A 24306-nucleotide genomic window follows, 5' to 3' on the forward strand; every position below is an offset into this window, starting at 1 on the left:
ACTGGCCATTGCAAATGCACTCGATTTTGCTTGTGGATGACGACCCGGAAATCCTCGCCGCATGGCAGGCCATTCTGCTCGACGAAGGTTATAGGGTATGTTGTGCACGCAACGGTTTCCAGGCACTCGAGCGTCTGAAGGAAAGCATCCCGGATCTGGTGATCACCGACTGGATGATGCCCCTGATGGGCGGCGCCGAGCTATGCCGCCAACTAAAGGCTCATCCTGACCTCGCCCGCGTGCCGATCATGATTCACTCGGCCGCGCCGCCCAGCGTCGAAGAGGTGCAAACGTGGAATGCCTGCCTGCGCAAGCCCGCGCCCATGCAAATTTTTCTGACTACGATCGAACAACTCTGCAAGGGTGACCGACCGCCGCGTTGATCGCGCCGTGGCATGAGCCTTGCTGCACGCTTAAGAACCCGTATTAAAGGCATTCGAGAATTGCACCAAGCCCCGTCCCCATCACTCTGTCAAACCTGGAGCGCTCGCAAGATTCGTGTCCTCAACGTCCACCCGCGCGTGCTGGTGGTCGACGACAACGCCGACGCGGCCGAAGCGCTTGCCACCTATCTTTCTTACGAAGGCGTTGAAACGCGCACCGCCGGCGGTTGCGGCGAGGCACTGCGCTGTGTCAGGGACTGGGTCCCGGATGTGGTGGTGCTCGACATCATGATGCCGGAGCGCGACGGCTTTGAAACCGCTCAGGCCTTGCGCACGTACTTACCCACGACGAACCTTGGAATCGTGGCTTTTACGTCGCTCGATGACGATCATGTCCGCGAAACCGGCACGGCGCGGCACAACTTCGACGGTTACTGCCGCAAAGGGACACCGCCGGTCGCCCTGCTCGCACTGATGCAAAAACTTTGGCGCTAGACGCATCCACCCGACCCTTTAGCCCCCACGCAATGACGCAACCCAAAAAAATACTTCTCGTCGACGACCAGGCCGACGCCATCGACGCCCTCTCCATGTTGCTGGAAATGGACGGGCACGAGGTCCGCACTGCGTACAGCGGCGCGGACGCATTGGCCGCGGTCGAGACGTTCGTTCCGGACCTGGCCTTGATCGACGTCTCCATGCCGGATATGAGCGGCATGCAGCTCGCGCGGATACTGCGGTCCAACGCGAGTCTCGCCGGCACACGGCTGATCGCGCTAACGGGCTATGCCGGCGAGGCGGATAAACGGGCCGCCACGGAGGCCGGCTTCGACGTGCACGTGACCAAGCCGGTGTCGGCGGACCAGTTGACGAGGCTCATCGCGCAGGCGGACTGACGGCCACCGTACCGCACCACAGCGCCCCCCGTGCCCTGGCGGCATGGTTGTTGCGCCAAAGCAGGAAAGGCATCTGAATGTTGGAACCATGTCTACCATTCTGCTCGTCGACGATGAGATCGATTCGCTCTGGCTTTTCAAGCTTGTGCTGGAGGAGCGCGGCCACCACGTGATCGTCGCGGAAGACGGCAAGACGGCCCTGGCGAAAGCGAGCCGCTGTCTGCCCGATCTGATCGTCACCGACTGGAACATGCCGGGCACCGACGGCGTGGAGTTGTGCCAGCGCCTGAAATGCTATCCGGCGCTCGCCCAGATTCCCGTGGTGATGTCGTCGGGCCGCACGCCGCCCGCGGACAAATCGGCGCTCTGGAATGTGTTTATTCGTAAGCCAGTCGAACTCGAGACGCTCGAATCGGCCGTCGACTCCTTGCTGATGATGCGCCTCGCCGGCCCCCAATCGCGAACGAACGCACCCGCCCCGCCTGCCTCGCGATGGCAGCCGGTCCCGTGGAAACTCTGGGTTTAGCGGGCATGGCCTGCTCGGAAACGGACGGGCCAATCCGCCGCGCGAGCGCACCCTCTATCACCGTTTAGCGATCCACAATCCGGCTGAGATTGCCGCGCACCCGCTGCAGCAACGCGATCAACTGCTTCGCCTCCTCGTCGCTGAAGCCGCTCAGACCCTCCGCGGCCACTTCGTCGCCGACCTTGCGCGCCTTGCCGAGCGCGCGCTCGGCCTTGGCGGTCATGCGCACCTGCCGTTCGCGGCGGTCCTCGGGATTGCTCCAGCGCTCGATCCAGCCGCCCTCTTCCATGCGGTCCAGCAGACGCCCGGCCGAAATCGGCGCGACCTCGAGCAGGACCGCGAGACGGGCCTGGTTGACGTCCCCGTAGTGGGCGAGATAAGCCAGCACACGGCATTGCGCGCGAGTCAGATCGAGGCTCGACTTGGCGAGATCGTCGAAACGCTTGCCGGTCAGGCGGCCCACGTCCGAAATCAGGAAGCCGAAGCGCTCTTCGAATTGGGTTTTCATCGCGCGATTATACGAAAGCCCCGGCTAAGCGGGCGCCGAACAGCGGCCCCGCCCTGTACGACTGCACCACACACCACACCCGTACAGTTCCTGGTATTCGCACGGCGTCCTCATCTATATACTAAGCATGCTTACTATCTATTCCAACCCGAGTCTCCACCCGCCGCCCGCCCCGCCCACCCATGTCTTCCGACTCAATATCTGGGAGTACTGCCGCTGCGCTGAACCGGCCCATGATCACCGTATCGATCATGCTCGCCACCTTGATGCAGACGCTCGACAGCACCATCGCCAACGTGGCGCTACCGCACATGCAGGGCACGCTGTCGGCGTCGCAGGACGAAATCACGTGGGTGCTGACCTCGTACATCGTCGCCGCCGCCATCGCCACGCCGCTGACGGGTTGGCTGTCCGACCGCTTCAGCGTCAAGCGGCTGCTGGCGTTTTCGATTGCCGGCTTCACGATCGCCTCGGCGCTGTGCGGCCTGTCCGAGACGCTGAGCGAGATCGTCGCCTCGCGTTTGCTGCAGGGGATTTTTGGGGCCTCGCTGGTGCCGTTGTCGCAGTCCATCCTGCTCGACATCAACCCGCGCGAGAAGCAGGGGCAAGCCATGGCCGTATGGGGCATGGGCGTGATGGTGGGGCCGATTCTCGGTCCGACGCTCGGCGGCTGGCTCACCGAAAGCTATAACTGGCGCTGGGTGTTTTTCATCAACCTGCCGGTCGGCGCATTTGCGCTGTTCGGGGTCCTGACGTTTCTGCCGAGCAAGGCGCCGCGCCATGACGTGAAGTTCGATGCCTTCGGCTTCGCGACGCTGGCCCTCGCGATCGGCGCGCTGCAGGCCATGCTCGACCGCGGCGAGCAACTCGACTGGTTCGGTTCGCACGAAATCGTCATCGAAGCGCTGCTGGCGTCCATCAGCTTCGCGTTCTTTCTCGTCCACACGGCGACGGTCGGCAAAACTTCGTTCTTCAAATACGAGTTGCTGAAGGACCCGAACTTCGCCACCGGCACGTTCTTCATTTTCGTCATCGGCGCGGTGATGTATGCGACGCGCGCGCTGCTGCCGCCCATGCTGCAGACGCTGATGAACTATCCGGTCGCCACCACCGGTCTGGTCACGGCGCCCAGCGGCGCCGGCACGATGATCGCCATGCTCTGCGCCGGACGCCTGCTCAAACGCATCGACGCGCGCCTGCTGCTGCTCGCGGGCTTCCTGATTTCCGCGTTCGCGCTGTGGCAAATGATGAACTACACGATCGTGCTGTCCGCCTCGGATATCGTGTGGCCCGGCGTGATCCAGGGTTTCGGACTCGGTCTCGTGTTCGTGCCGCTGAGCGCGCTGACGTTTTCCACCCTCACGCCAGAACTGCGCGCCGACGGCACCGCGACCTACAGCCTGATGCGCAATATCGGCAGCAGTATCGGCATTTCGATCGTGCAGACGCTGATGACGCGCGGCACCCAGGTCGCCCATGCGGACCTGGCGGCGAACGTCAATATCTTCAATCCCGTCATGCAGCCCATGCTGGAGAACGGCTCGCGCTACGACATCGCCGTGATGAATGCGTCGATCACCCAGCAGGCTTCGATGATCGCCTACCTGAACGACTTCAAGCTGATGTTCGTGGCCACGCTGCTGGTGGTGCCGCTGCTGCTGTTGATTCGCCCTGCGCACAAAGCGCCGGACGCGTCGGTTGCGCACGCGGCGATGGACTAGCGCGCGTAGCGGCGCGCTCGACGCTCAGCCCTCGATGCGCCGCCGCGTCACGCCGAGCAAGCCCGCCATTGCCTGCTGCGCGCCGGCCGCGTCGCGTGCGCGGATCGCTTCGAACACCGCCGTGTGCTCGGCGAGCGACGCGTTGTAGACCTCCGCGCGCTTCGCATTCAGGCGCAACTGCGCCTCGAGCGTGCGTTCGATCAGCGTGCCCAGCGGGATCAGCAATTCGTTGCTGCACGCCGTCAGCACGCTCAGATGAAAACGCAGATCGGCCCGCACCCATTCGTCGACGTTGCGCGCGGCCACCATCGCCGCATGCGCCGCGTCGAGCGCGGCAAACGTCTGCGCGGTATGAGAGGCCGCCGCCAGCGCCGCCGCATACGGCTCGATCATCTCGCGCATTTCCTGCAGCTTGAGCGCGAAGGCCATCGGCTCGGCCACCCGCGAGTACCAGTCGAGCACGTCCACATCGAGCAGGTTCCACGCCGCGCGCGGTCGCACGCGCGTGCCGATCCGCGGACGCGACTCGATCAGCCCCTTGGACGTCAGCGTGCGCAGCGCTTCCCTGAGTACCGTGCGGCTCACGCCGAAGGTTTCCATCAACTCGGCTTCGCGCGGCAGGATGGTCTCCGGCGCGTAGTCGCCGCGCAGAATGGCTGTGGCCAGCAGATGGGCGACGCGCCCGTGCAGATCGTGCTGAATAAGTGCTCTCCCCGCCGTCTTCCGGCGCTCTTCATTGTCGAAACGACCGCGATTATCCGGCATCCCGGCCACAGCACCTACACCGGAAGCGCATGGAATGCGTCCGCCAATAGTACTATTAATAGTATTTAAAGGCGATTTTGTTGTAGCATGTGACTCCTCAGATATCGCGCCGGTGGACGCAGACGCATCCACCGGCATCCGCCACTCAAGGATCGGCCTAGCAGGCTCAAGGAGACACGCACCATGAAAATCACCAAGCTCGAAACCTTCATCGTTCCGCCGCGCTGGTGCTTCCTCAAGATCGAGACGGACGAAGGCATCGTCGGTTGGGGCGAGCCGGTCGTCGAAGGCCGCGCGCATACCGTCGCGGCGGCCGTCGAAGAGCTGTCGGACTATCTGATCGGCAAAGACCCGCTGCTGATCGAAGACCACTGGCAGGTGATGTACCGCGCGGGCTTCTACCGCGGCGGCCCGATCACGATGAGCGCGATTGCCGGCGTCGACCAGGCCCTGTGGGACATCAAGGGCAAGCACCACGGCGTGCCCGTGCATGCGCTGCTGGGCGGCCAGGTGCGCGACAGGATCAAGGTCTACTCGTGGATCGGCGGCGACCGTCCGAGCGACGTCGCCAACAACGCGCGCGCCGTGGTCGAACGCGGCTTCAAGGCGGTGAAGATGAACGGCTCGGAAGAGCTGCAGATCATCGATACCTTCGACAAGGTGCAGGGCGTCATCAACAACGTGGCGGCCGTGCGTGAGGCGGTGGGGCCGAACATCGGCATTGGCGTGGACTTCCACGGCCGCGTGCATAAGCCGATGGCGAAGGTGCTCGCCAAGGAACTCGATCCGTACAAGCTGCTCTTCATCGAAGAACCGGTGCTCTCGGAAAACGCCGAGGCGCTGCGCGACATCGTCAATCAGACCAACACGCCGATCGCCCTCGGCGAGCGGCTCTACTCGCGCTGGGACTTCAAGCACATCCTCGCGGGCGGCTATGTGGACATCATCCAGCCGGACGCCTCGCACGCGGGCGGCATTACCGAGTGCCGCAAGATCGCCTCGATGGCCGAAGCCTATGACGTGGCGCTCGCGCTGCACTGCCCGCTCGGCCCGATCGCGTTGGCCACCTGCCTGCAGATCGACGCGGTCAGCTACAACGCGTTCATCCAGGAACAGAGTCTCGGCATCCACTACAACCAGGGCAACGACCTGCTCGACTACATCAAGAATCCCGAGGTCTTCAAATACGAAGACGGCTTCGTGTCGATTCCGCAGGGCCCGGGGCTCGGCATCGAGGTCAACGAGGAGAAGGTCCGCGAGATGGCCAAGGTCGGCCACCGCTGGCGCAATCCGGTGTGGCGCCATACGGACGGCAGCGTCGCCGAGTGGTAAGCCTGTGATGCGATGAAACGCCGCCTGCGGGCGGCGTTTTTGCGTCGGGTGAGATCCGGCGCGCAAGCCAATAAAAGAAGGAGCATTAAGTGGAGACAACCACGTTCGAAACGCAAGCCGCGACCGGCAAGCGCCACCGTCTGCTGGTCATGCTGTTCATCACCGTCGTCATCACCTATCTGGACCGCAGCAACCTGTCGATTGCGGCCACCGCCATCGCGCAGGACCTGCAACTCGATCCGGCCCACATGGGGCTGGTGTTCTCGGCCTTCGGCTGGTCGTATGCCTTGCTGCAGATTCCCGGCGGCATGCTGGTGGACCGTGCGCGGCCCCGTCTGATGATGGCGCTGATCATCGGCCTCTGGTCGCTCGCCACCGTCCTGCAGGGCTTCGCCAGCGCGTTCGTGCTGCTGCTGTCCTTGCGCGTGCTGCTCGGCGTGCTCGAAGCGCCGGCCTATCCGACGCTCAACCGCATCGTCACCACCTGGTTTCCCGATAGCGAGCGGGCCCGCGCCATTGCCGTCTACACCTCGGGCCAGTACGTCGGTCTCGCCTTCCTGACGCCTGCGCTCGTCCTCACCCAGCAGCACTTCGGCTGGCACGGCGTGTTCATCCTCACGGGACTCATTGGCGTGGTGTGGGCGCTGGTCTGGTATGCGCTGTATCGCGAACCGTCCGAGACGGCGGGAATCAACCAGGCGGAGCTCGATACGATCCGTCGCGGCGGCGGCCTTGTCGAACTCAGCAGCGCCCGCGCGTCTCAGCCACGCTACAGCGCCGCCGACTGGCGCGCCGTACTCGGCAACCGCAAGCTCTGGGGCATCTATATCGGCCAGATCGCCGTGACCTCGACGCTGTGGTTCTTCCTGACGTGGTTTCCCACCTACCTCGTCAAGTACCGCCACATGGATTTCCTGAAGGCAGGCTTCATGGCCGCGGTGCCGTTTCTCGCCGCCTTCGTCGGCATTCTGGCCTCCGGGCTGATCTCCGATGCGATGATCCGGCGCGGTGTCTCGGCCACGGTCGCACGCAAGGTGCCGGTCGTCACGGGCCTGCTGCTGTCCACGACGATCGTCGGCGCGAACTTCGTCGACAGTCCGTCGATGGTGATCCTGTTCATGGCCATCGCGTTCTTCGGCAGCGGCTTTTCGTCGATCACCTGGGTGCTGGTTTCATCGATGGCGAAAAAAGAACTGCTCGGCCTCACCGGCGGCATGTTCAACCTGATGGGCAATCTGTCGTCGATCTGCGTGCCGATCGTGATCGGCCTGCTCGTCAAAGGCAACGATTTCGCGCCGGCCCTCGTGTTCATGAGCGCGGTCGGCGTGGTGGGCGCCTTGTCGTACCTGTTTCTGGTCGGCCGGATCGAACGGATCCGATAAGCGTCTCCACGCCTGCCCGAGGATGTTACGGGCGCCCGACGGCCACGGCGTCTCAGTTACGTAACATTCCGGACGGAATCCGTCTAAAAACGCCGTCCGGGGCCCGTTCACGATTCCTCCTCAACGCCTGAAAGCCTTGCCGCACAAGGCTTTCAGGCCGTCACCCCGGCGTGCGCCGCGCGCCTGGCCCGCTCTTTGCTCTATCGCATGCAAAAGACGATGCGAGAGACCATCATGGGCGAATTTCTTCCTGACTATCTGATCCGCGAACAGGCGGCCGTGGGCGCGCTAGTGGTGTTCGGCGTACTGCGCGTAATCGGCGCGGTAATGGCGTTTCAACGCGGCTGGCGCATCTCGACGGTGGAGAAGTGCTTCCTCGCCGCCGCCGTGATCTATTGCGCGCCGCAACTGTTCGACCTGCTGACCCAACTCTACGGCGCACACGCCGCCAGCGCCGAACTCGAAGGCAAGGTAAGCGGCTGCGCGATCGCGCTGTTCTGCGCGCCGATCCTCGGCCACAAGCTGGGCTTCGAATAAGCCGCATAGCTGCAACGGACCGGGCAGCCGGCGCGGGTCATCAGGCGTTGAGCGCCCGGCCCGACCGAAGCAGCCGATAAGAACCGAGTGGACGACCGAACGGGATGAAAGCGATGCTTCTGTCAAAACGAACCCCATACCGCGGCGGCGACGTGCTGACGCTCAAATCGGGTGGCCGTGCGATGACGGCCACATGGGTCGGGCCGGTGGTGTTCGCACCGGGCACCTGGCTGATCTGCCAATGGTTCGACGACGACGGCGAACTGCGTCAGGAGATGTTTCCTGAAACGATGCTGGAGCGGGTGCCCAAGGCGCTCGCCGCTTAACCTGCAATAACGGGGCAACCGGCTCCTGCCGGGCGACCGTGTGTTTAACGCCGCACATGTATGCTGTGCGGCGTTTTTTTGGCTGGGACGCGGTGGGGCGAGACGCCACGGGCCGGGCTGCTATAGGCCGGGCCGTGATTGGTCGGGCCGCGACCCGCGTCCCCGCGCCCTCAGCCCAGCGGAACGAACGCCGGCACGCTATGCGACAGCGCGGCCGCCGCGATGAACACGCCGATCATCGCCAGCGCTTCGAGGTACAGCACGTTGGTGAAAGTGTGAGCGTCCATCGTCGACGCGGTGCGGCGCAGCCGCGGCAGCGCCAGGAAACGGTTCAACCCGCCGAGCACCAGCGCCAGCGCGACCAGTGCCAGCTTGAGGATCAGCACATGTCCCCACGTGCTGATCTGAATGGCCTCGAACGACCCACCCGATCCCCGCACAGCGTTGAAGATCCCCGTTAGCAGTACGAACACCACCGCGACCAGCGACACGTTCGAGACCTGCATGGCCGTGCGGATCAGGATGCCGCGCGCGGTCGACGTGCCGAGCGCCGGCAGCACCGTCAGGCCGGCCGTCACGACGAGCCCGCCCCACACGCTGGTGGCGAGCACGTGCAAGGTCTGCACGCCGATCGCGGCGGACGCCGGTCCGGCATCGGCCGCATGACCGAGCGACGCCTTGCCCGCGCCGATCGCGATCACCGCTAGCCACAGCAGCGCATTGCGCAAGGTACTCGCGTGCGAAGACATGGCGGTCAGCAGCAACACCAGCGCACCGACAAAGGCAACGCTCCACGCATAGCCGACGTGCGTCTGCGACAGCACCGTCGGGATCACGCCGAACGCCTGCGGCAAGGCGCTGCCGCTCATCGCCGCGGCCTGATACAGCAGCCAGCCGAGGTCGGCGAGCACCAGCACGACGGTGGCCGTCAGCATCGAGCGTTGCGCACGCAACCATGCGGGACGCGCCGGCGCGACCTTGGCCTGGGCATCTTTGGCGAGCCACGCGCCGAGCAGCGCCGAACCGACCGCATACGCAAACGCGACATTCATGAGCGCGGCCATGGCGACCTGCCCGATCCACAATCCGTCGACCCTCATTTGACAGCCAACGCGTGAGTGCCCTGGATACGACGGCCGGCAGCCGAAGCCGCGGTCCATGTGATGGTGGAGCGTCCGGCAGCGAGTGGCTGCGGCGCTGAACGGGGGAAATCGGATAGCTTCATGAAAGGCGGATTGCTTGTCGAAAATACAGGGGGAAGGGATGCGCGCAGCGCAGCAAGACACCGGCGCCCCGGGAGTGTACGCTTCGATGGTCCGTGTGCGTGTGGGTTCAACTTAGTTGCAGGCCGACGCCGCGCAATGGTCAGCGAAGGGTTGCAAAGCCGATCCAAAAAGCATGTGAGACACGCCCGATACACACTGCGCCAAACTGTCACATCGGCGTTTACGAGGGGAACGATGCAGCCTGTGGCAAATAGTCACCATCACCCAGCGATGATAGAATGCTGCGTCGCGCCAGCCCCCCGTTGCCCTCAAGCCGAGCCGCACGAAGTTCGGTCGGGTCCCCGAATTTGATGGAGTTACGCGTGTCTTCTAGACGCATTTTCCGCCCGCTGCTCGCCCTGCTGCTGATCTCGGCCGCAGGCGTCTTTAGCGCTGCGAAAGCGCAGACTCAACCCAAGACTCCGGACACGATGGAAGCGCGCGTGCAGGCCTGTGCGGCCTGCCACGGCACGCACGGTCAGGGGACGGACAACGACTACTTCCCACGCCTCGCGGGCAAACCGGCTGACTACCTGTACAACCAGCTCAAGAACTTCCGCGAAGGGCGTCGCAAGTACCCGCCCATGAACTACCTCGTCACGTATCTCTCGGACGACTACCTTCATCAGATCGCGGCGTACTTCTCGCAGCAGCGCCCGCCGTACCCGCCGCCGGCCAAACCCACGGTCTCGTCGGATACGATCGCGCGCGGCCAGGACATCGTGCTGCATGGCGACGCATCGAAACAGATCCCGGCTTGCGCCGCTTGCCACGGCAAGGCGCTGACCGGCATGGAACCGGCCATCCCGGGTCTGGTCGGTCTGCATGCGGACTACATCAGCGCACAGCTCGGCGCCTGGCGCTCGGGCTCGCGGCATGCCATTGCGCCTGACTGCATGCACACCATCGCCACCCGCTTGACTGATGACGACGTGAATGCTGTTGCTTCATGGTTGTCCACCCAGACGGCACCGCAGAATCCCGTGCCGGCTCCGGCCCGTTCGATGAAGACTCCGCTTGCCTGCGGCAGCGAACCGCAATAAGGCACCGGGAGAGATGACCAAATGAAACGCAAGACTGTGTTCGCCCTTTCGGCAGTCGTCGTGGCTGCGGCCGCGGCCCTCGTTCCCGTCCTGTGGTCGGGCGGCGACAACCTGCACAACGGCAGCGCCATGGCCGCCACCCCCGCCGACCAGGCGGACCTGATCAAGAAGGGCGAGTATCTCGCCCGGGCCGGCGACTGTATTGCCTGCCACACGGTGCGCGGCGGCAAGGAGTTCGCCGGCGGCCTGCCCATGGCCACGCCGTTCGGCACGATGTTCACGCCGAACATCACGCCTGACGATCAATACGGCATCGGCAAGTGGACCCAGGACGACTTCTACCGCGCCATGCACACCGGCCGCTCCAAGGACGGCAGCCTGCTGTACCCGGGCTTCCCGTTCACGAGCTACACGAAGGTCACGCGGGCCGATGCGGACGCGATCTACGCGTACCTGCGCTCGGTCGCGCCGGTCAACGTGCCGAGCCGTCCGCACGAACTGAAGTTCCCGTTCAACAACCGCAACCTGCTGATCGGCTGGCGCACGCTGTTCTTCCGTGAAGGCGAGTACAAGGCGGATCCGACCAAGTCGGTGGAGTGGAATCGCGGCGCGTACCTGATCGAAGGCCTAGGCCATTGCGGCATGTGCCACACGTCGATCAACGCCATGGGCGGCCCGGTGAACTCGGCCGCCTTCGCGGGCGGCCTGATCCCGCTGCAGAACTGGTACGCTCCGTCGCTCACGTCGAACAAGGAAGCGGGTCTGGGCGACTGGGACATCAAGGACATCCAGGATCTGCTGAAGACCGGCGTGTCGCAACGCGGCGCGGTGTTCGGTCCGATGGCTGAAGTGGTTCACAACAGCTTGCAGTACATGTCGGACGAAGACATCCAGGCAATGTCCACGTATCTGAAGACCATTCCGCAGAAGAGCGAAGCGCCGGAAAACCTGCAACTGGAAACGTCGGCGCAGTTCGGCACTGAACTGCTGCAGCAAGGTCAAAAGGTCTACACGGACAACTGCGCGAAGTGCCACGAGGCGAACGGTCTCGGCCAACCGCCGAACTTCCCGCCGCTGGCCAACAACCCGTCTATCCAGATGCCGTCGGCGGTGAACCCGATCCGCATGGTGTTGAACGGCGGGTATCCGCCGAGCACGGATGGCAATCCGAAGCCGTACGGCATGCCGCCGTTCGCGCAATCGCTGTCGAATCAGGAAGTCGCAGCCGTGGTGACCTACATCCGGATGTCGTGGGGCAACCACGGCACGGCGGTGTCGCCGCAGCAGGTGGCGGATCTGCGTTCCGCGCCGCTCGACTGAGCGACGCAAGAGGTAAGGAGGGCGCGGCCTGCGGGAAATCGCGGCCGCGCCCTTCTGTTTTTTGGACCGGGGCCGGACATCGTCGTGCACAATGGCACACATGGACCGGGTAGGAGAAGATGTCGTGCATGTCGGTGAGCGTTTTAACAGCATTACCCACCTCGTCGGCGCGGTGCTGTCGGTGGCGGGGCTGGCTGCGCTCGTGACGATGGGCGCGCTGGAGGACGATCCGTACAAGGTCGTCAGTTTCAGCGTCTACGGTGCGATGCTGATCGTGCTGTATGCTATATCCACTCTATACCATAGCGTGCGCAACCCGCGCGTGAAGGCGGTCCTGCAAAAATGCGATCATTCGGCGATCTACCTGCTGATCGCCGGCAGTTACACGCCGTTCACGCTGGTCACCTTGCGTGGGCCGTGGGGCTGGTCCCTATTCGGGGTAAGCTGGGGGCTTGCGGTCCTTGGCATCGTGCAGGAACTGACGCTCGGGCGCCGCACCCGTAGCGTTTCGATGGTGCTGTATGTCTTGATGGGATGGCTCGCGCTCGTTGCCATTCGTCCGCTGGTCGAAGCATTACCGGCCGCGGGCACCGCATGGCTCGTGGCCGGCGGGGTCATCTACAGCGTCGGCATCTACTTCTTCATCAACGACGAGCGCATCCGGCACGGACATGGTATCTGGCACCTGTTCGTACTGGCGGGCAGTCTGTGTCAATTCGTCAGTGTTGCGCGCTACGTCGCGTAACACACCACGACGGCGAACTTAAAGCCAGTCAACGTGTCTTGATAGCGCGTTGAAGCATTCGGCACACGCTGGCGTGTGCCGCCGATTTCCCTGCGACCGGATCTGGGCTTTGGCCTCGAATGCGCGCCTCTCGGCTGCGCATTTGCCGTTCGCGATACCGCATTGCAAAGAGTTTTTATGTCTTTTGATTCCCTCGGCTTGTCCGAACCACTGGTCCGCGCTGTACACGAGCTCGGTTACACCTCCCCTACTCCGATCCAGTTGCAGGCCATTCCGGCCGTGCTGAACGGCGGCGACCTGCTCGCCGGCGCGCAGACCGGCACCGGCAAGACGGCCGGCTTCACGCTGCCGATCCTGCAGCGCCTGAACACCATGCCGCCGGTCACCACGGCCGCCGGCAAGCGCGTAGTCCGCGCGCTGATCCTCACGCCGACGCGCGAACTCGCCGCGCAGGTCGAAGAAAGCGTGCGTGCATACGGCAAGTACCTGAAGCTGAAGTCGACGGTGATGTTCGGCGGTGTCGGCATCAATCCGCAGATCGACGCGCTGCGTCGTGGGATCGATATCGTGGTGGCCACGCCTGGCCGTCTGCTCGATCACATGCAGCAGAAGACCATCGACCTGTCGCATCTCGAGATCCTCGTGCTCGACGAAGCCGACCGCATGCTCGACATGGGCTTCATCCACGACATCAAGCGCGTGCTGGCCAAGCTGCCGCCGAAGCGCCAGAACCTGCTGTTCTCCGCGACCTTCTCCGATGAGATCAAGGCGCTCGCCGACAATCTGCTCGATTCGCCGGCCCTGATCGAAGTGGCCCGCCGCAACACGACGGCCGAGCTGGTGGCGCAAAAGATTCACCCGGTGGACCGCGACAAGAAGCGCGAGCTGCTCACGCACCTGATCAAGGAACACAACTGGTTCCAGGTGCTGGTGTTCACGCGCACCAAGCACGGCGCGAACCGCCTTGCCGAGCAACTGACCAAGGACGGCATCAGCGCACTGGCGATTCACGGCAACAAGAGCCAGTCGGCCCGCACGCGCGCGCTGGCCGAGTTCAAGACCAATACGCTGCAGGTGCTGGTGGCGACCGATATCGCCGCACGCGGCATCGACATCGACCAGTTGCCGCACGTGGTCAACTACGACCTGCCGAACGTGCCGGAAGACTATGTGCACCGCATCGGCCGTACCGGCCGCGCCGGGGCGTCGGGCGAAGCGGTGTCGCTGGTGTGCGTCGATGAACTGCAGTTGTTGAAGGACATCGAGAAGCTGATCAAGCGCGCCGTGCCGCAAGAAGTGATCGCCGGTTTCGAACCGGATCCGAATGCGAAGCCGGAGCCGATCCTGCGCCGTGGCCAGGGTGGTGGCGGCGGTGGTGGCCGTCAGCCGCGTCAAGGTCAAGGCGCACCCAAGGGTGACGGCGGCGGCCGGCGCGACGGCGGTTCCGGCAAGCCGGGGCAGCGCTCGGGACAGCGCCCGGCGGGCGCCCAGCAGCAGGCGAAGCCGCAAGGCGCCAAGCCGGCTGGCTCGGCCGCGCAACCGCAGGTGCGCAAGGACAATCCGCGCCACGAGACGACGCGCCATCACGGCAAGCCGGGTCCGGCCACGCATGACAGCGCCGGTGCGACGCATGCGCCGCGCAAGCCGCAGGGTCAGGGCAAGCCGCAAGGCGGCAACCCGGGCGCGTTGCTGAGCGGCGCCAAGCCGCGTGGCGATGCGCCGCGCAGCTCGCAGCCGCCGCGCAATGGTGGGCAGCGCGGGCGGTGAGCCTGGCTGCCTAGCCGCGTCAACGGCGGGCCGCCGCAGCGGCCTGCTTCAGGTGCTCGATCTGCTGTTCCCACCGATCGAGCACCGCCGCTCCTCCCTCCTCCAGTTCGAACGTAATGCCGCCTGTCAGGCGCGCATAGGGCACGCGCTGCGCTTCGCCGGTATCGATCGCGCCGATAAAGTGGGCGAGACCGCTACTGTCTCCAGGCACCGCGGCCAGCGGCTCGAACTGCAACTGCACCTGATAGAACGCTTCCTCACAGACGAACGTCAGCGCCGCACGGCCGCTGCGCGCGAGCACACCCGCCGCCCGCGATTGCGGCCATAACGCGACGCACAGCGTGCGCGAGTCGGGCGCATACAACTCCCCTACTCCCAGCAGCGAGGTCCGCACATGGCTATTGTTTGCGTCGGTCGTTAGAAAGGACGCCGTAAAACCCGTCTTGCTGGCGAGAGAGGTGCCGTCGAACAATGCGCGCGGCGCGGCCGGCCATTCGTCGAACACGAGCTGTTCGAGCGGGTGTCGGGATGCAGAATCGGTCATCGCCTGACTCCGGTTCATCAATCGTCTTTGAATCGAACTACGAAATGAAGAATGGCCCGCACAGGCGGGCCATTCTTCAAACCTTTTGCCGAGTCGGCGAGCCGCTAACCCAGCCCACGCCGCTAGCGAAAGAATACATGCTGCGTGATCTTGGCGAGCGGGTAATGCACGCCGGGTTGAATCCGCGCGGGCAGATCGAGCGGCTTGAGCAGCATCTTCACGCACATGTCCGCCGACAGATTGCGACGCACCAGCGTATTGATGCGCGCCGCCCGGTCGCGGTTATAGGCGGAATCATGCACGCGCTCCGGATAGCGGATCGCAAACACATGCCGCAGCGCGATCTCCGAGTCTTCGTTCTTGATTTCCAGCACGCGGCGCATCAGCGCACCCAGCACAGCCAGGCGGCCATTGCCCTCGATCTTGTTGTACTTCTTGAAGTATTTGAAAAAGTGCTTGTAGTGACGGACTTCGTCGGTGCGGATAAGGTCGGTGATCTCCTTGAGCACCGGTTCGTCCGAGCATTCGCCGATCGCGCGATACAAGGTCGCCGTGCCCGTCTCCACCACGCAGCGTGCAACCATTTCAAGCGCACGCGTCTTTTCGAAGTCTTCGACGGAGCACGTCTTCGAATACTCCTCGAAGAAATTGCTGAAGGCCGTGTCCCAGTCGAATTCCGGCCACACGTAAGCGATATAGGTCTTCAGGGCCCGGCCGTGCTGCATCTCTTCCGGCTCCCACTCGTTGTTGAGCCACGCCGACACTTCAGGGTCGCCGTTGAAGAAGGTACTCAGATTGCTGGTGTAGAGATCCGTACCGCTTTCAATGAACGAAGCGGCGCACAGCAGAAGCAGCAGATCTTCGTTGGCCACGGCCCGTTGCCTGTCAATCCGGCTGAGGTCGATGTCCTCAATCCGCCAGGGCATCACATGGTTACGCTCAGTGTGCATTTGTTCCTTGCTCCGAAAGCTATATCGACTTCTAGAGCGTGCCCAGAACCGCCTGCGTTTCGCCCGGCTGCTTGTCGCGTCGATACAGCGCCTTGAATTAGAGTTAACCCCTTGTATCTTGCATCTTAGCTGGTGTTCCGCAACTCTGCAGATAACACAGCACAGACCATACCCACGCGCGGCAGTTCCGACGGCCGGTAGTCGAAATGTTCCAGAACAACACAAAGCGGCCGCAGCGCACAAAAAAGGCAGCCTGCGACGCGCTGCCCGCCGTTGGACACACTGCGATAGACGACGCGCAACGTAATGCGCGGTAAGGCTCAGCGGCCGGGAAGCGGCTGCGCTGCGGGCCGCGCGTTTAATGCGCGAAGGATATGCTGCGCCCCACACGGCGTCTGCGCCAGGCGACGATCGCAAGCGACAGGCCGGACAGCAACGCAGCCGCCAGCACGTAATAGCTGGGCGCAAGCTTGTCGCCGGTCAGATGGATGAAGGTCTCTACGATCGTCGGCGCAAAGCCGCCGAAGACCGTCACGCCGATGCTGTAGCCGATCGAAAGACCCGTCGAACGCACATGGGTCGGAAAGATTTCGGACATCAGGGCCGGCATGGGCCCCGAATACGCGGCCTTGAGGATGCCGGCCGTGCCTTGCAGGAGCAACAGCCAGCCGACGGTCGGGTGACTCTGCAGCAGTGCGAACATTGGATAGATCAGCACGCCCATCAGCAACGATGTACCCAGCATGATGCGGATACGGCCGATGCGGTCGGACCACGCGCCCATCACCGGCGACAGCACGAGTTGCAGACCGCCGTTGAGCACCACGGCGCCGAATGAGACGGCCGCCGGCATGTGCAACTGTTTCACGGCATACAGCGGCATATAGAGCTGCAGGACGTATACGCCCACCGTCGATTGCGCGACGATGCCGATCGCAAGAAGCAGGTTCACCCATTGGCTGCTGAACGAAGCGGCCGGGTCGCTTGTCTTGCCGCGGGGCGAGCCGCTCGGCTTGCCGCCTGATTCGTCATGGTCGCGTTCGCGGCGCAGCGCCAGAAATTCGGGCGTCTCGTCCAGATGCGAGCGGATGTAATAGCCAATCGGCCCGATTAGCACACCGAACAGGAACGGAATGCGCCAGCCCCAGCTACTCAGGTGCTCGGGCGACATCCACGCGGTGAGCAGCGAGCCGAAGGCGGCCGCGAGAATCGCCGCAAGCCCCTGGCTGGCGAACTGCCAGCTCGCGAAATAGCCGCGCCGCGTGGGGCTGTGTTCGACCATGAAGGCCGTCGCGCTGCCGAACTCGCCGCCCACCGCAAACCCTTGCACGAGCCGCGCGACCAGGATCAATACCGGCGCCGTGATGCCGATCGCCGCATACGGCGGCATCACGGCCATCGTCAAGGTGCCGACCATCATCAGCGCAATCGAGAGCGTCAGCGCCGCCTTGCGGCCCTTCCGGTCGCCGTAGATGCCAAGGATCACGGCGCCGAACGGCCGCATCAGGAACGAGATGCCGAAGGTGGCGATGGCCAGCAGCGTCGAGAGCCACTCGTCGTGCATCGGGAAGAACTGCTTCGCGATGAGGCTGGCGAAGTAGCCATAGACCGAAAAGTCGAACCATTCCAGCGCATTGCCGACGGACGACGAGAAGATGATGCGCCGGACCATCGCTTTCGACACCGGCGCGGCGGGATGAGGAGCGGCCGCCGCAGCGGCAGGCGAAGCGAGGTCGGTCATGGTCGGATCTGCAGAAGACGCGGGGCAGCCCCCAAGGTTTGATCCTCACCCAGGGCTGCCCCACGCAAAGCGAAGGGGCGTAGCGGCGTTCAAAACCCGGCGGCAAGCCCGTCACGGCGGCTGTCGCTGGCCGCGACGTAGCCGCGTTCCGGATCGTTGCGATCGAGCTTCCAGATGTACTGACCCGAACCGAAGTCCATATACGGATCGTCCACCGACTTGATCGTATGGCCAAGACCTTCGAGCGCGCGGGCCGTGTTGGCGTCGAGCGTCGCTTCGATATCGATCGTGAAATCGCGGTTCACCTTCCAGCGCGGCGCGTCGCACGCCGCCTGCGGCTGCTGGCCGTAATCGAGCATCCGTACTATGGATTGCAGGTGACCTTGCGGCTGCATGTCGCCGCCCATCACGCCGAAGCTCATCACCGCTTCCTGCTTGCCGTCGACCTGTTGCGTGAGGAAGGCCGGGATGATCGTATGGAACGGCCGCTTGCCGCCCTCCACGACGTTCGGCGACTTCGGGTCCATCGAGAAGCCGCAGCCGCGGTTCTGCAGCGCAATGCCGCTGTCCGGCACGACGATGCCCGAGCCGAAGCCCATGTAGTTCGACTGGATGAAGCTCACCATCATGCCGCGCTCGTCCGCCACCGACATGTAGATCGTGCCGCCGGCCTTCGGCATGCCGAAGTCGAACTGCGTCGCACGCTTCGGATCGATCAGCTTCGCGCGCGAGCTCAGATAGGCGTCGTCGAGCATCTGCTCGGGCGTGACATCCATCGAACGCGGGTCCGCGACGTAACGGTAGACATCGGCGAAGGCGAGCTTCATCGCTTCGATCTGCAGATGCTGCGATGCGACGTTGTCCACCGCGAGCGAGGCCACATCGAACTTTTCGAGGATGCCGAGCGCGATCAGCGCGGCAATGCCCTGGCCGTTCGGCGGAATCTCATGGACCGTGTAGCCGCGATAATCCTTGGCGATCGGCTCGACCCAATCCGCGCGGTAGTTGCGCAGGTCTTCCACCGTCATGGCGCCACCGCTCTCGCGCGCGAACGCCGCGATCTGCTCGGCGATCTCGCCTTCGTAGTACGCCCGCGGCCCCAGCTCGGCCAGCTTGCGCAGGGTCTTCGCATGACCGGGGAAACGCACCAGCTCGCTCACTTCCGGCGCCCGGCCGCGCGGCATGAAGGTCTGGGCGAAACCCGGCAGATCCTTCAGCTCGGGCACGGCGGCCGCCCATTTGTAGGCGACGATGCTCGCCACCGCATGACCGCGCTCGGCGATTTCGATGGCCGGTTCCATCAGGTCGGCAAACGGCAGCGAACCGAATTTCTGATGCAACGCCTCCCAGCCCGCAATCACGCCCGGCACCGTCACCGCATCCCAGCCGCGCTTGGGCTGCTTCGCGAGACCATGCTCTTCACCGTACTTGCGCTTGAAGTAGTCCACATTCCAGGCCGCCGGCGACACCCCCGACGCATTCAGGCCGTGCAGCTTCGCGCCATCCCACACCAGCGCGAACGCGTCACCACCGAGGCCGCACGAGACCGGCTCGACCACCGTAATGGCCGCTGCTGCCGCGATCGCCGCGTCGACCGCATTGCCGCCCTTCCACAGCATGCGCAAGCCGGCCTGGGCTGCGAGCGGGTGCGAAGTCGAAACGATGTTGCGCGCGAAGACCGGCAGGCGCGGTGTCGGATAAGGGTTTTGCCAGTTGAAGCGGGTCATGTAGAGGACTCTCGGAAAGCGCGGCCCGGCTCGGTACCTCCGCCGGGGCCATTAGAAAACCAGCACGGAACGAACCTTTGATTGCAGCGCGAACCGGTCGAAAAAACAAATTCATTTATCAAATGAATAAATGCAGAAATCCTCTGAATAGCCGGACCTGGGTTGGGCCGCGCGTCGGATGCGATCGTGCGCATGTCGCGTACGTTGGCGGACAACCCGCCCGTTGGTCTTACAATAGCTCACCTAAATCATCGCTCGCTCCTGGCGCTGGTTGCCGCATCCGGCGCCGACGCAATCACCTGACCCGAGACACATGACCCGAGACCCCCGCCTGACCCTCAACGCACGTCAACAGGAACTGCTCGAGTGGGTGCAACGCGACGGCTTCGTAACCGTGGACGACCTGGCTGCTCACTTCGACGTCACCCCACAAACGATCCGGCGCGACGTCAACTGGCTCGCCGACATGAACCTGCTGCGCCGCTACCACGGCGGCGCCAGCCTGCCCACCAGCTCCGAAAACGTCTCGTACACCGCGCGGCAACGCATGTTCCATGACGAGAAGCGGCGCATCGCGACACTCGTGGCCACGCATATCCCCGATCAGGCGTCGCTGTTCATCAACCTGGGCACCACCACCGAAGAAGTGGCGCGCGCGCTGAACCGCCATCGCGGACTGCGCGTGATCACCAACAACCTGAACGTCGCCAGCATGATGAGCGGCTATCCGGACTGCGAGGTGCTGGTGACGGGCGGCATCGTGCGGCCGTGGGACAAGGGCATCGTCGGTGAGCTGGCGATCGATTTCATCCGCCAGTTCAAGGTGGATTTCGCGATCATCGGCACTTCGAGCATCGAAACCGACGGCACGCTGCGCGACTTCGACACCCGCGAAGTGCGGGTCGCCGAGGCGATCATCGAGCACGCGCGCACGGTGTTCCTCGCCACGGACCATTCGAAGTTCGGCCGCCCGGCGCTGGTCCGCCAGGGCCATCTGAACCAGATCGACGCGCTTTTCACGGACGCCGCTCCACCCGCCGACATGACTGAAACGCTGGCGGCGGCCGGCACCCAGGTCTATGTCGCGGAGTGAGGGGCTGACCGAATCTGCCAGCCGGAAAACGCCATCGCAGCTTTGCTGCAGCGCACGCCAAACCTCGAGTGAAATCAAGGATTTGCCCGCCCGTCCAGACCGCCTCTGAAGGGCCGGATTGTCAAATGGAAAATTTTCGGGGGACGATTTGGGGTTCAGTGTGCGGTTGACTACACTCCAGTTCCCCGACGCCATTTTTCACGGCGCGCCGGTTCGAATTGCTGTTGCTCCCACCTGATCCTGTCGCGGATCGCGCTGCGCCTGCCGCCCCGCTGGCCAGTCGCCCCCAGGGCCGTCCGCGCAAAGCCTGACATGGAGAGAACGATGCTGAGTCCGCATGAATTCGCCACGTTGTTGCTCGTCAAGGATGCTCCCAATCAGGTCGACATGGATCGAGAGGAACTGGATGCGCTGTTCGAACGACAGCTCGTTCAACTCGAAAAGCTCGCCTCGGGCCTGAAACAGTGGCGCGTCACGGACATCGGCGATACGGCAATCCGGGCGATCAAGCGTCTTTCCTAGTGCGTCGGCGTGCCGAGGCGCACAACGCCAGCCAGGCGATCGGTCCGCGCTCCGTCTGCGTGGACCGGGCGCGCGCCCATGCGCTAACGCGCGTCACGCCCATCCAATCATTCTCCGATCCGATTCCCGCTCTGTTTTGTTGTGCCCGCTTGATTTACGCAGTAAATTGACGCGATGGACCGATGCGTCATCCGGCATGCCCAAGACACTCTCCGACGAAGACATTCACCAGTTCCGCGAAGCCATGCGCCGCATTGCCGAGAACGCGTTCGCCACGCGCGGCGCGCAGGGCGTCACGATGCGCGAGCTGGCCAGGGAACTGGGCTGCAGCGCCATGACGCCCTACCGGTATTTTCGCGACAAGGACGAGATCCTTGCGATGGTGCGGGCCGCGGCGTTCACCCGCTTTGCGCAGCGCCTGGAAGCGGCCGTGCTCGCGGCTGACCCCGCCAACAGGGGGACGGTGCTGAGCGACGCCTACGTTCTGTTCGCCCTGGATGAACCGCACGCGTACCGTCTGATGTTCGATGTGGCCCAGCCGGACGATGCCGCCCACCCGGAACTCGCCGCCGCCTCGCAACGCGCATGGCGCCTGCTGGGCGCGCATTTCGAACCGCTCGTGGCGGCTGGGCGCCTTGAAGGGGATCCGCGGCTGATTGCTTACGCCTACTGGGCAAGCCTGCATGGCTTTGCGATGTTGGCGCTCGCTAACCAGTTGCCGCCGCCCGAAGGGCAGCAGGGCGCGCCGGAAAGTGACGCGCATCCGGGGCCGAGCCGCGAAGCCGTGCTCGCGCAGCTGCGAAAGATGCTATGGCGGGGCGCGCTGGCTCAGCCGGCGTCGAAGTAACCGCTCACCTGTCCAGCGCTCCCGGCTCACCACCCGCGTGCCGTACCGCTAGTCGCTCAACCACTGCGCAAGGTCGGATCGACCGCCGCCCGCCAGCTCAGCGCCCTCGCCCGCTGATCCAGGAAATACGCCGCCCATTGATTACGCGCCTGCGGATCGCTGCTCGCGCCGAGCGTCGAGTAGTGCTGCGCGATCGAAGTCTGGAAGGCGCAGTAATCCGCCGTCGATACCTTGCCGCGCCGGTTGGCGATATACGCATCGTAGAAGGTCGTGTAGACCGACTGCGCGTCGTTGCCGTAGTCCACCGGCGCCGCGCTGCACATCTGCTGCAACGCGGCGAACGAGGGCGCGCCCAGACTGCCGTTGAGGCTCGGTGTGCTAACGCATCCCACCAGCAGCGCCGTCACGCCAGTTACCCAAAGTCCCCGCATATTTCACCTCGACATGGCTATTGCCATGAGTATCGTCGGTGGCAGACCGTTGCGCCACACCCTCGGACTAATGTTCATACAACTCGAACTTTACTTTTTCGATTTTGTTCATTAAAGTTCGAAAACGAACACTATCGGTTCGATAGGTTTTCTTTACATGACGCAGAGGACACAGCAGGTGACGCAAGGCTCTAGATACGATTTGCTCGTCGTGGGCGGCGGGATCAACGGCGCCGGCATCGCTCGCGACGCCGCGGGGCGCGGCCTGTCCGTGTTGCTCTGCGAACAGGACGATCTGGCGGCACATACGTCGTCGGCCAGCACGAAACTGATCCACGGCGGACTGCGTTATCTCGAGTACCGCGAATTCGGGCTGGTGCGCAAAGCGCTGCAGGAACGCGAAACGCTGCTGCGCGCGGCGCCGCACATCATGTGGCCGCTGCGTTTCGTGATGCCCCACATGCCGAACCTGCGGCCCGCCTGGATGATCCGCGCCGGCCTGTTCCTCTACGATCACCTCGCCCGTCGCGAACTGCTGCCGCCTTCGCGCGGCATCGACATGCGCCGCCATCCGGCCGGCGCGCCGCTGGTCGAATCGATCCGGCGCGGCTTCGTGTATTCGGATGGCTGGGTCAACGACGCGCGGCTCGTCGTGCTGAATGCGCTCGACGCCGAAGAACACGGCGCGACGGTGCTGACGCGCACCAAGCTCGTCAACGCCGTGCGAGCCGGCGGCGAATGGCATGCGCAACTGCGCCGTGCCGACGGCACCCAGCTCGACGTGCGCGCCGGCGCGATTGCGAACGCCGCCGGCCCGTGGGTGGGCGAACTGCTGCATGGCGCGCTGGGCCGCGACGCGAACCATAGCGTGCGCCTCGTCAAGGGCAGCCATATCGTCACGAAGCGCCTGTTCGAACACGATCACGCCTATATCTTCCAGAATCCGGACAAGCGGATCATCTTCGCGATCCCTTACGAGCACGACTACACGCTGATCGGCACCACGGACATCGAATACCGCGGCGACCCTGCGCAGGTTGCGATCACTGCTGACGAAACGCAGTACCTGTGCGATTCGATCAACCGCTATTTCAAGCAGCAGATCACGCCGGCCGACGTGCGCTGGACCTACTCGGGCGTGCGTCCGCTGCTCGAGGAAGAAGGGGCGGACAACCCGTCGGCCGTCACGCGCGACTACCGCCTCGAACTCGACGCGCCCGCCAGCGAAGCGCCGCTGCTGTCGGTGTTCGGCGGCAAGATCACAACCTTTCGCAAGCTTGCCGAAGAAGCCGTCGACGAACTCGGCCGCGCCCTGCACAACCCGGCTCCGGCCTGGACCGCCGGTGCGCCGCTGCCCGGCGGCGATATCGCGCAAGCGAATTTCGAACGCTTCCTCGCGCAGTTCAAGCAGCAATACCCGTGGCTGCCCGCCGATCTCGCGCACCGCTATGCGCGCGCGTACGGCACACGCGCCAAAAGCGTGATCGGCCAGGCGCACTCGCTTGCCGAACTCGGCCGCGCCTTCGCGCCAGGACTTTACGAGGCCGAACTGCGCTATCTGCGCGACACCGAATGGGCCCGCAGCGCGCAAGACGTGTTGTGGCGCCGCTCGAAGCTCGGCCTGCACGTCGAGCCCGGCACGCTGGCGAGCGTCACGCAGGGCATCGACGACTGGTTCGCCAGTTCGCCCGTCGAACGCAAACCGCTCAGGCAAACCACGGCGAGCCAGCACGCTTAGGTACACATAGGACATACACGTGGCACGGATGAGTATGTGCCATGCATAGGGACACATTAGAACCAGTCAGTACAACCAGGCACTAATCAGCCCATTGCGTCCAACGCAGACGCGATCGGCACACGGCACAGATAACACCGCATTCCGGCGCGCAACCCGGCAACCGGAATGCACGAAGCCACGGCAGTTGCAGCATC

Annotated in this window: 25 protein-coding genes; 17 read left to right on the forward strand and 8 right to left on the reverse strand. The window is 64.1% G+C overall.

The annotated features are described in order from the left end of the window. Nucleotides 1-14: 14 nt before the first annotated feature. From BUS12_RS28525 to BUS12_RS28540, 4 genes are all read left to right on the forward strand, one after another. Nucleotides 15-383, forward strand: a complete 369-nt coding sequence (locus BUS12_RS28525) for a response regulator (protein ID WP_074300717.1) — start codon at nt 15-17, stop codon at nt 381-383. 111 nt (nt 384-494) lie between these two features. Beyond that, entirely contained in the window at nt 495-878 is a 384-nt protein-coding gene (locus tag BUS12_RS28530; RefSeq protein WP_074301756.1) for a response regulator, read from the forward strand. Nucleotides 879-910: 32 nt separating this feature from the next. Next, nucleotides 911-1279 (forward strand): response regulator, encoded by a 369-nt coding sequence (locus BUS12_RS28535; RefSeq protein WP_074300718.1) that lies wholly within the window; start codon nt 911-913, stop codon nt 1277-1279. 88 nt (nt 1280-1367) lie between these two features. Continuing rightward, nucleotides 1368-1805, forward strand: coding sequence for a response regulator (locus BUS12_RS28540; RefSeq protein ID WP_074300719.1), 438 nt, complete (start codon nt 1368-1370; stop codon nt 1803-1805). Nucleotides 1806-1869: 64 nt separating this feature from the next. Here the strand turns inward: BUS12_RS28540 and BUS12_RS28545 are convergent, their stop codons facing one another. Further along, nucleotides 1870-2313: a MarR family winged helix-turn-helix transcriptional regulator gene (locus tag BUS12_RS28545; protein ID WP_074300720.1), complete on the reverse strand. Its 444-nt coding sequence runs from the start codon at nt 2311-2313 to the stop codon at nt 1870-1872. A 233-nt stretch (nt 2314-2546) separates the two neighbouring features. Here BUS12_RS28545 and BUS12_RS28550 point away from each other — a divergent pair, with 233 nt between their 5' ends. Next, nucleotides 2547-4034 carry a DHA2 family efflux MFS transporter permease subunit gene (locus BUS12_RS28550; RefSeq protein WP_429307289.1) on the forward strand — a complete coding sequence of 496 codons (1488 nt, stop codon included), beginning with the start codon at nt 2547-2549 and terminating at the stop codon, nt 4032-4034. Between the two features lie 24 nt (nt 4035-4058). Here BUS12_RS28550 and BUS12_RS28555 read toward each other — a convergent pair whose 3' ends face one another. Continuing rightward, complete coding sequence (locus BUS12_RS28555) at nt 4059-4799, reverse strand: FadR/GntR family transcriptional regulator (RefSeq protein ID WP_253190225.1); 741 nt, start codon at nt 4797-4799, stop codon at nt 4059-4061. 183 nt (nt 4800-4982) lie between these two features. Between BUS12_RS28555 and dgoD the strand changes: the two genes are divergently transcribed. The 4 genes from dgoD to BUS12_RS28575 all read left to right on the forward strand — a co-directional run bounded on the left by dgoD (nt 4983) and on the right by BUS12_RS28575 (nt 8376). After that, nucleotides 4983-6131, forward strand: a complete 1149-nt coding sequence (gene dgoD / locus BUS12_RS28560; protein WP_074263425.1) for a galactonate dehydratase — start codon at nt 4983-4985, stop codon at nt 6129-6131. Nucleotides 6132-6280: 149 nt separating this feature from the next. Then, nucleotides 6281-7513, forward strand: coding sequence for an MFS transporter (locus BUS12_RS28565; RefSeq protein WP_083640753.1), 1233 nt, complete (start codon nt 6281-6283; stop codon nt 7511-7513). A 234-nt stretch (nt 7514-7747) separates the two neighbouring features. After that, nucleotides 7748-8050: a hypothetical protein gene (locus BUS12_RS28570; protein WP_074301758.1), complete on the forward strand. Its 303-nt coding sequence runs from the start codon at nt 7748-7750 to the stop codon at nt 8048-8050. 113 nt (nt 8051-8163) lie between these two features. Continuing rightward, a complete protein-coding gene (locus tag BUS12_RS28575) occupies nt 8164-8376 on the forward strand; it encodes a YodC family protein (RefSeq protein ID WP_083640754.1) in 213 nt (70 codons plus the stop codon). Between the two features lie 170 nt (nt 8377-8546). Here BUS12_RS28575 and BUS12_RS28580 read toward each other — a convergent pair whose 3' ends face one another. Further along, nucleotides 8547-9476 carry a CopD family protein gene (locus BUS12_RS28580; protein ID WP_074300724.1) on the reverse strand — a complete coding sequence of 310 codons (930 nt, stop codon included), beginning with the start codon at nt 9474-9476 and terminating at the stop codon, nt 8547-8549. Between the two features lie 476 nt (nt 9477-9952). Here BUS12_RS28580 and BUS12_RS28585 point away from each other — a divergent pair, with 476 nt between their 5' ends. From BUS12_RS28585 to BUS12_RS28600, 4 genes are all read left to right on the forward strand, one after another. Continuing rightward, a complete protein-coding gene (locus BUS12_RS28585) occupies nt 9953-10684 on the forward strand; it encodes a c-type cytochrome (RefSeq protein ID WP_074300725.1) in 732 nt (243 codons plus the stop codon). 21 nt (nt 10685-10705) lie between these two features. After that, nucleotides 10706-12004: a c-type cytochrome gene (locus BUS12_RS28590; protein WP_074300726.1), complete on the forward strand. Its 1299-nt coding sequence runs from the start codon at nt 10706-10708 to the stop codon at nt 12002-12004. A 124-nt stretch (nt 12005-12128) separates the two neighbouring features. Next, nucleotides 12129-12749, forward strand: coding sequence for a PAQR family membrane homeostasis protein TrhA (gene trhA, locus BUS12_RS28595; protein ID WP_074301759.1), 621 nt, complete (start codon nt 12129-12131; stop codon nt 12747-12749). A gap of 177 nt (nt 12750-12926) precedes the next feature. Continuing rightward, nucleotides 12927-14516: a DEAD/DEAH box helicase gene (locus BUS12_RS28600; RefSeq protein WP_074300727.1), complete on the forward strand. Its 1590-nt coding sequence runs from the start codon at nt 12927-12929 to the stop codon at nt 14514-14516. A 19-nt stretch (nt 14517-14535) separates the two neighbouring features. On the opposite strand, the gene BUS12_RS28605 is transcribed toward BUS12_RS28600, so the two are convergent. From BUS12_RS28605 to ggt, 4 genes are all read right to left on the reverse strand, one after another. Continuing rightward, on the reverse strand, nt 14536-15060 hold the full coding sequence (locus BUS12_RS28605; RefSeq protein ID WP_074300728.1) for a hypothetical protein: 525 nt from the start codon (nt 15058-15060) through the stop codon (nt 14536-14538). Nucleotides 15061-15182: 122 nt separating this feature from the next. Next, nucleotides 15183-16010 carry a ferritin-like domain-containing protein gene (locus tag BUS12_RS28610; protein WP_074300729.1) on the reverse strand — a complete coding sequence of 276 codons (828 nt, stop codon included), beginning with the start codon at nt 16008-16010 and terminating at the stop codon, nt 15183-15185. 358 nt (nt 16011-16368) lie between these two features. After that, complete coding sequence (locus tag BUS12_RS28615) at nt 16369-17751, reverse strand: MFS transporter (protein WP_074300730.1); 1383 nt, start codon at nt 17749-17751, stop codon at nt 16369-16371. A gap of 89 nt (nt 17752-17840) precedes the next feature. Continuing rightward, nucleotides 17841-19478 (reverse strand): gamma-glutamyltransferase, encoded by a 1638-nt coding sequence (gene ggt, locus BUS12_RS28620; protein WP_074300731.1) that lies wholly within the window; start codon nt 19476-19478, stop codon nt 17841-17843. 313 nt (nt 19479-19791) lie between these two features. Here ggt and BUS12_RS28625 point away from each other — a divergent pair, with 313 nt between their 5' ends. The 3 genes from BUS12_RS28625 to BUS12_RS28635 all read left to right on the forward strand — a co-directional run bounded on the left by BUS12_RS28625 (nt 19792) and on the right by BUS12_RS28635 (nt 21940). Continuing rightward, nucleotides 19792-20571: a DeoR/GlpR family DNA-binding transcription regulator gene (locus BUS12_RS28625; RefSeq protein ID WP_074300732.1), complete on the forward strand. Its 780-nt coding sequence runs from the start codon at nt 19792-19794 to the stop codon at nt 20569-20571. A 324-nt stretch (nt 20572-20895) separates the two neighbouring features. Beyond that, the gene (locus BUS12_RS28630; protein ID WP_074300733.1) at nt 20896-21093 is read left to right on the forward strand and encodes a hypothetical protein; all 198 of its coding nucleotides are present in this window, start codon (nt 20896-20898) and stop codon (nt 21091-21093) included. A gap of 196 nt (nt 21094-21289) precedes the next feature. Then, nucleotides 21290-21940, forward strand: a complete 651-nt coding sequence (locus BUS12_RS28635; RefSeq protein ID WP_074300734.1) for a TetR/AcrR family transcriptional regulator — start codon at nt 21290-21292, stop codon at nt 21938-21940. A gap of 56 nt (nt 21941-21996) precedes the next feature. Here BUS12_RS28635 and BUS12_RS28640 read toward each other — a convergent pair whose 3' ends face one another. Continuing rightward, complete coding sequence (locus tag BUS12_RS28640) at nt 21997-22371, reverse strand: hypothetical protein (RefSeq protein WP_074300735.1); 375 nt, start codon at nt 22369-22371, stop codon at nt 21997-21999. A 178-nt stretch (nt 22372-22549) separates the two neighbouring features. Here BUS12_RS28640 and glpD point away from each other — a divergent pair, with 178 nt between their 5' ends. Then, nucleotides 22550-24109 (forward strand): glycerol-3-phosphate dehydrogenase, encoded by a 1560-nt coding sequence (glpD, locus tag BUS12_RS28645; protein ID WP_074301760.1) that lies wholly within the window; start codon nt 22550-22552, stop codon nt 24107-24109. Nucleotides 24110-24306 lie beyond the last annotated feature (197 nt).

Origin of the sequence: Paraburkholderia phenazinium, assembly GCF_900142845.1 — a bacterium.
GTDB classification, from domain to species: Bacteria; Pseudomonadota; Gammaproteobacteria; order Burkholderiales; family Burkholderiaceae; genus Paraburkholderia; species Paraburkholderia phenazinium_A.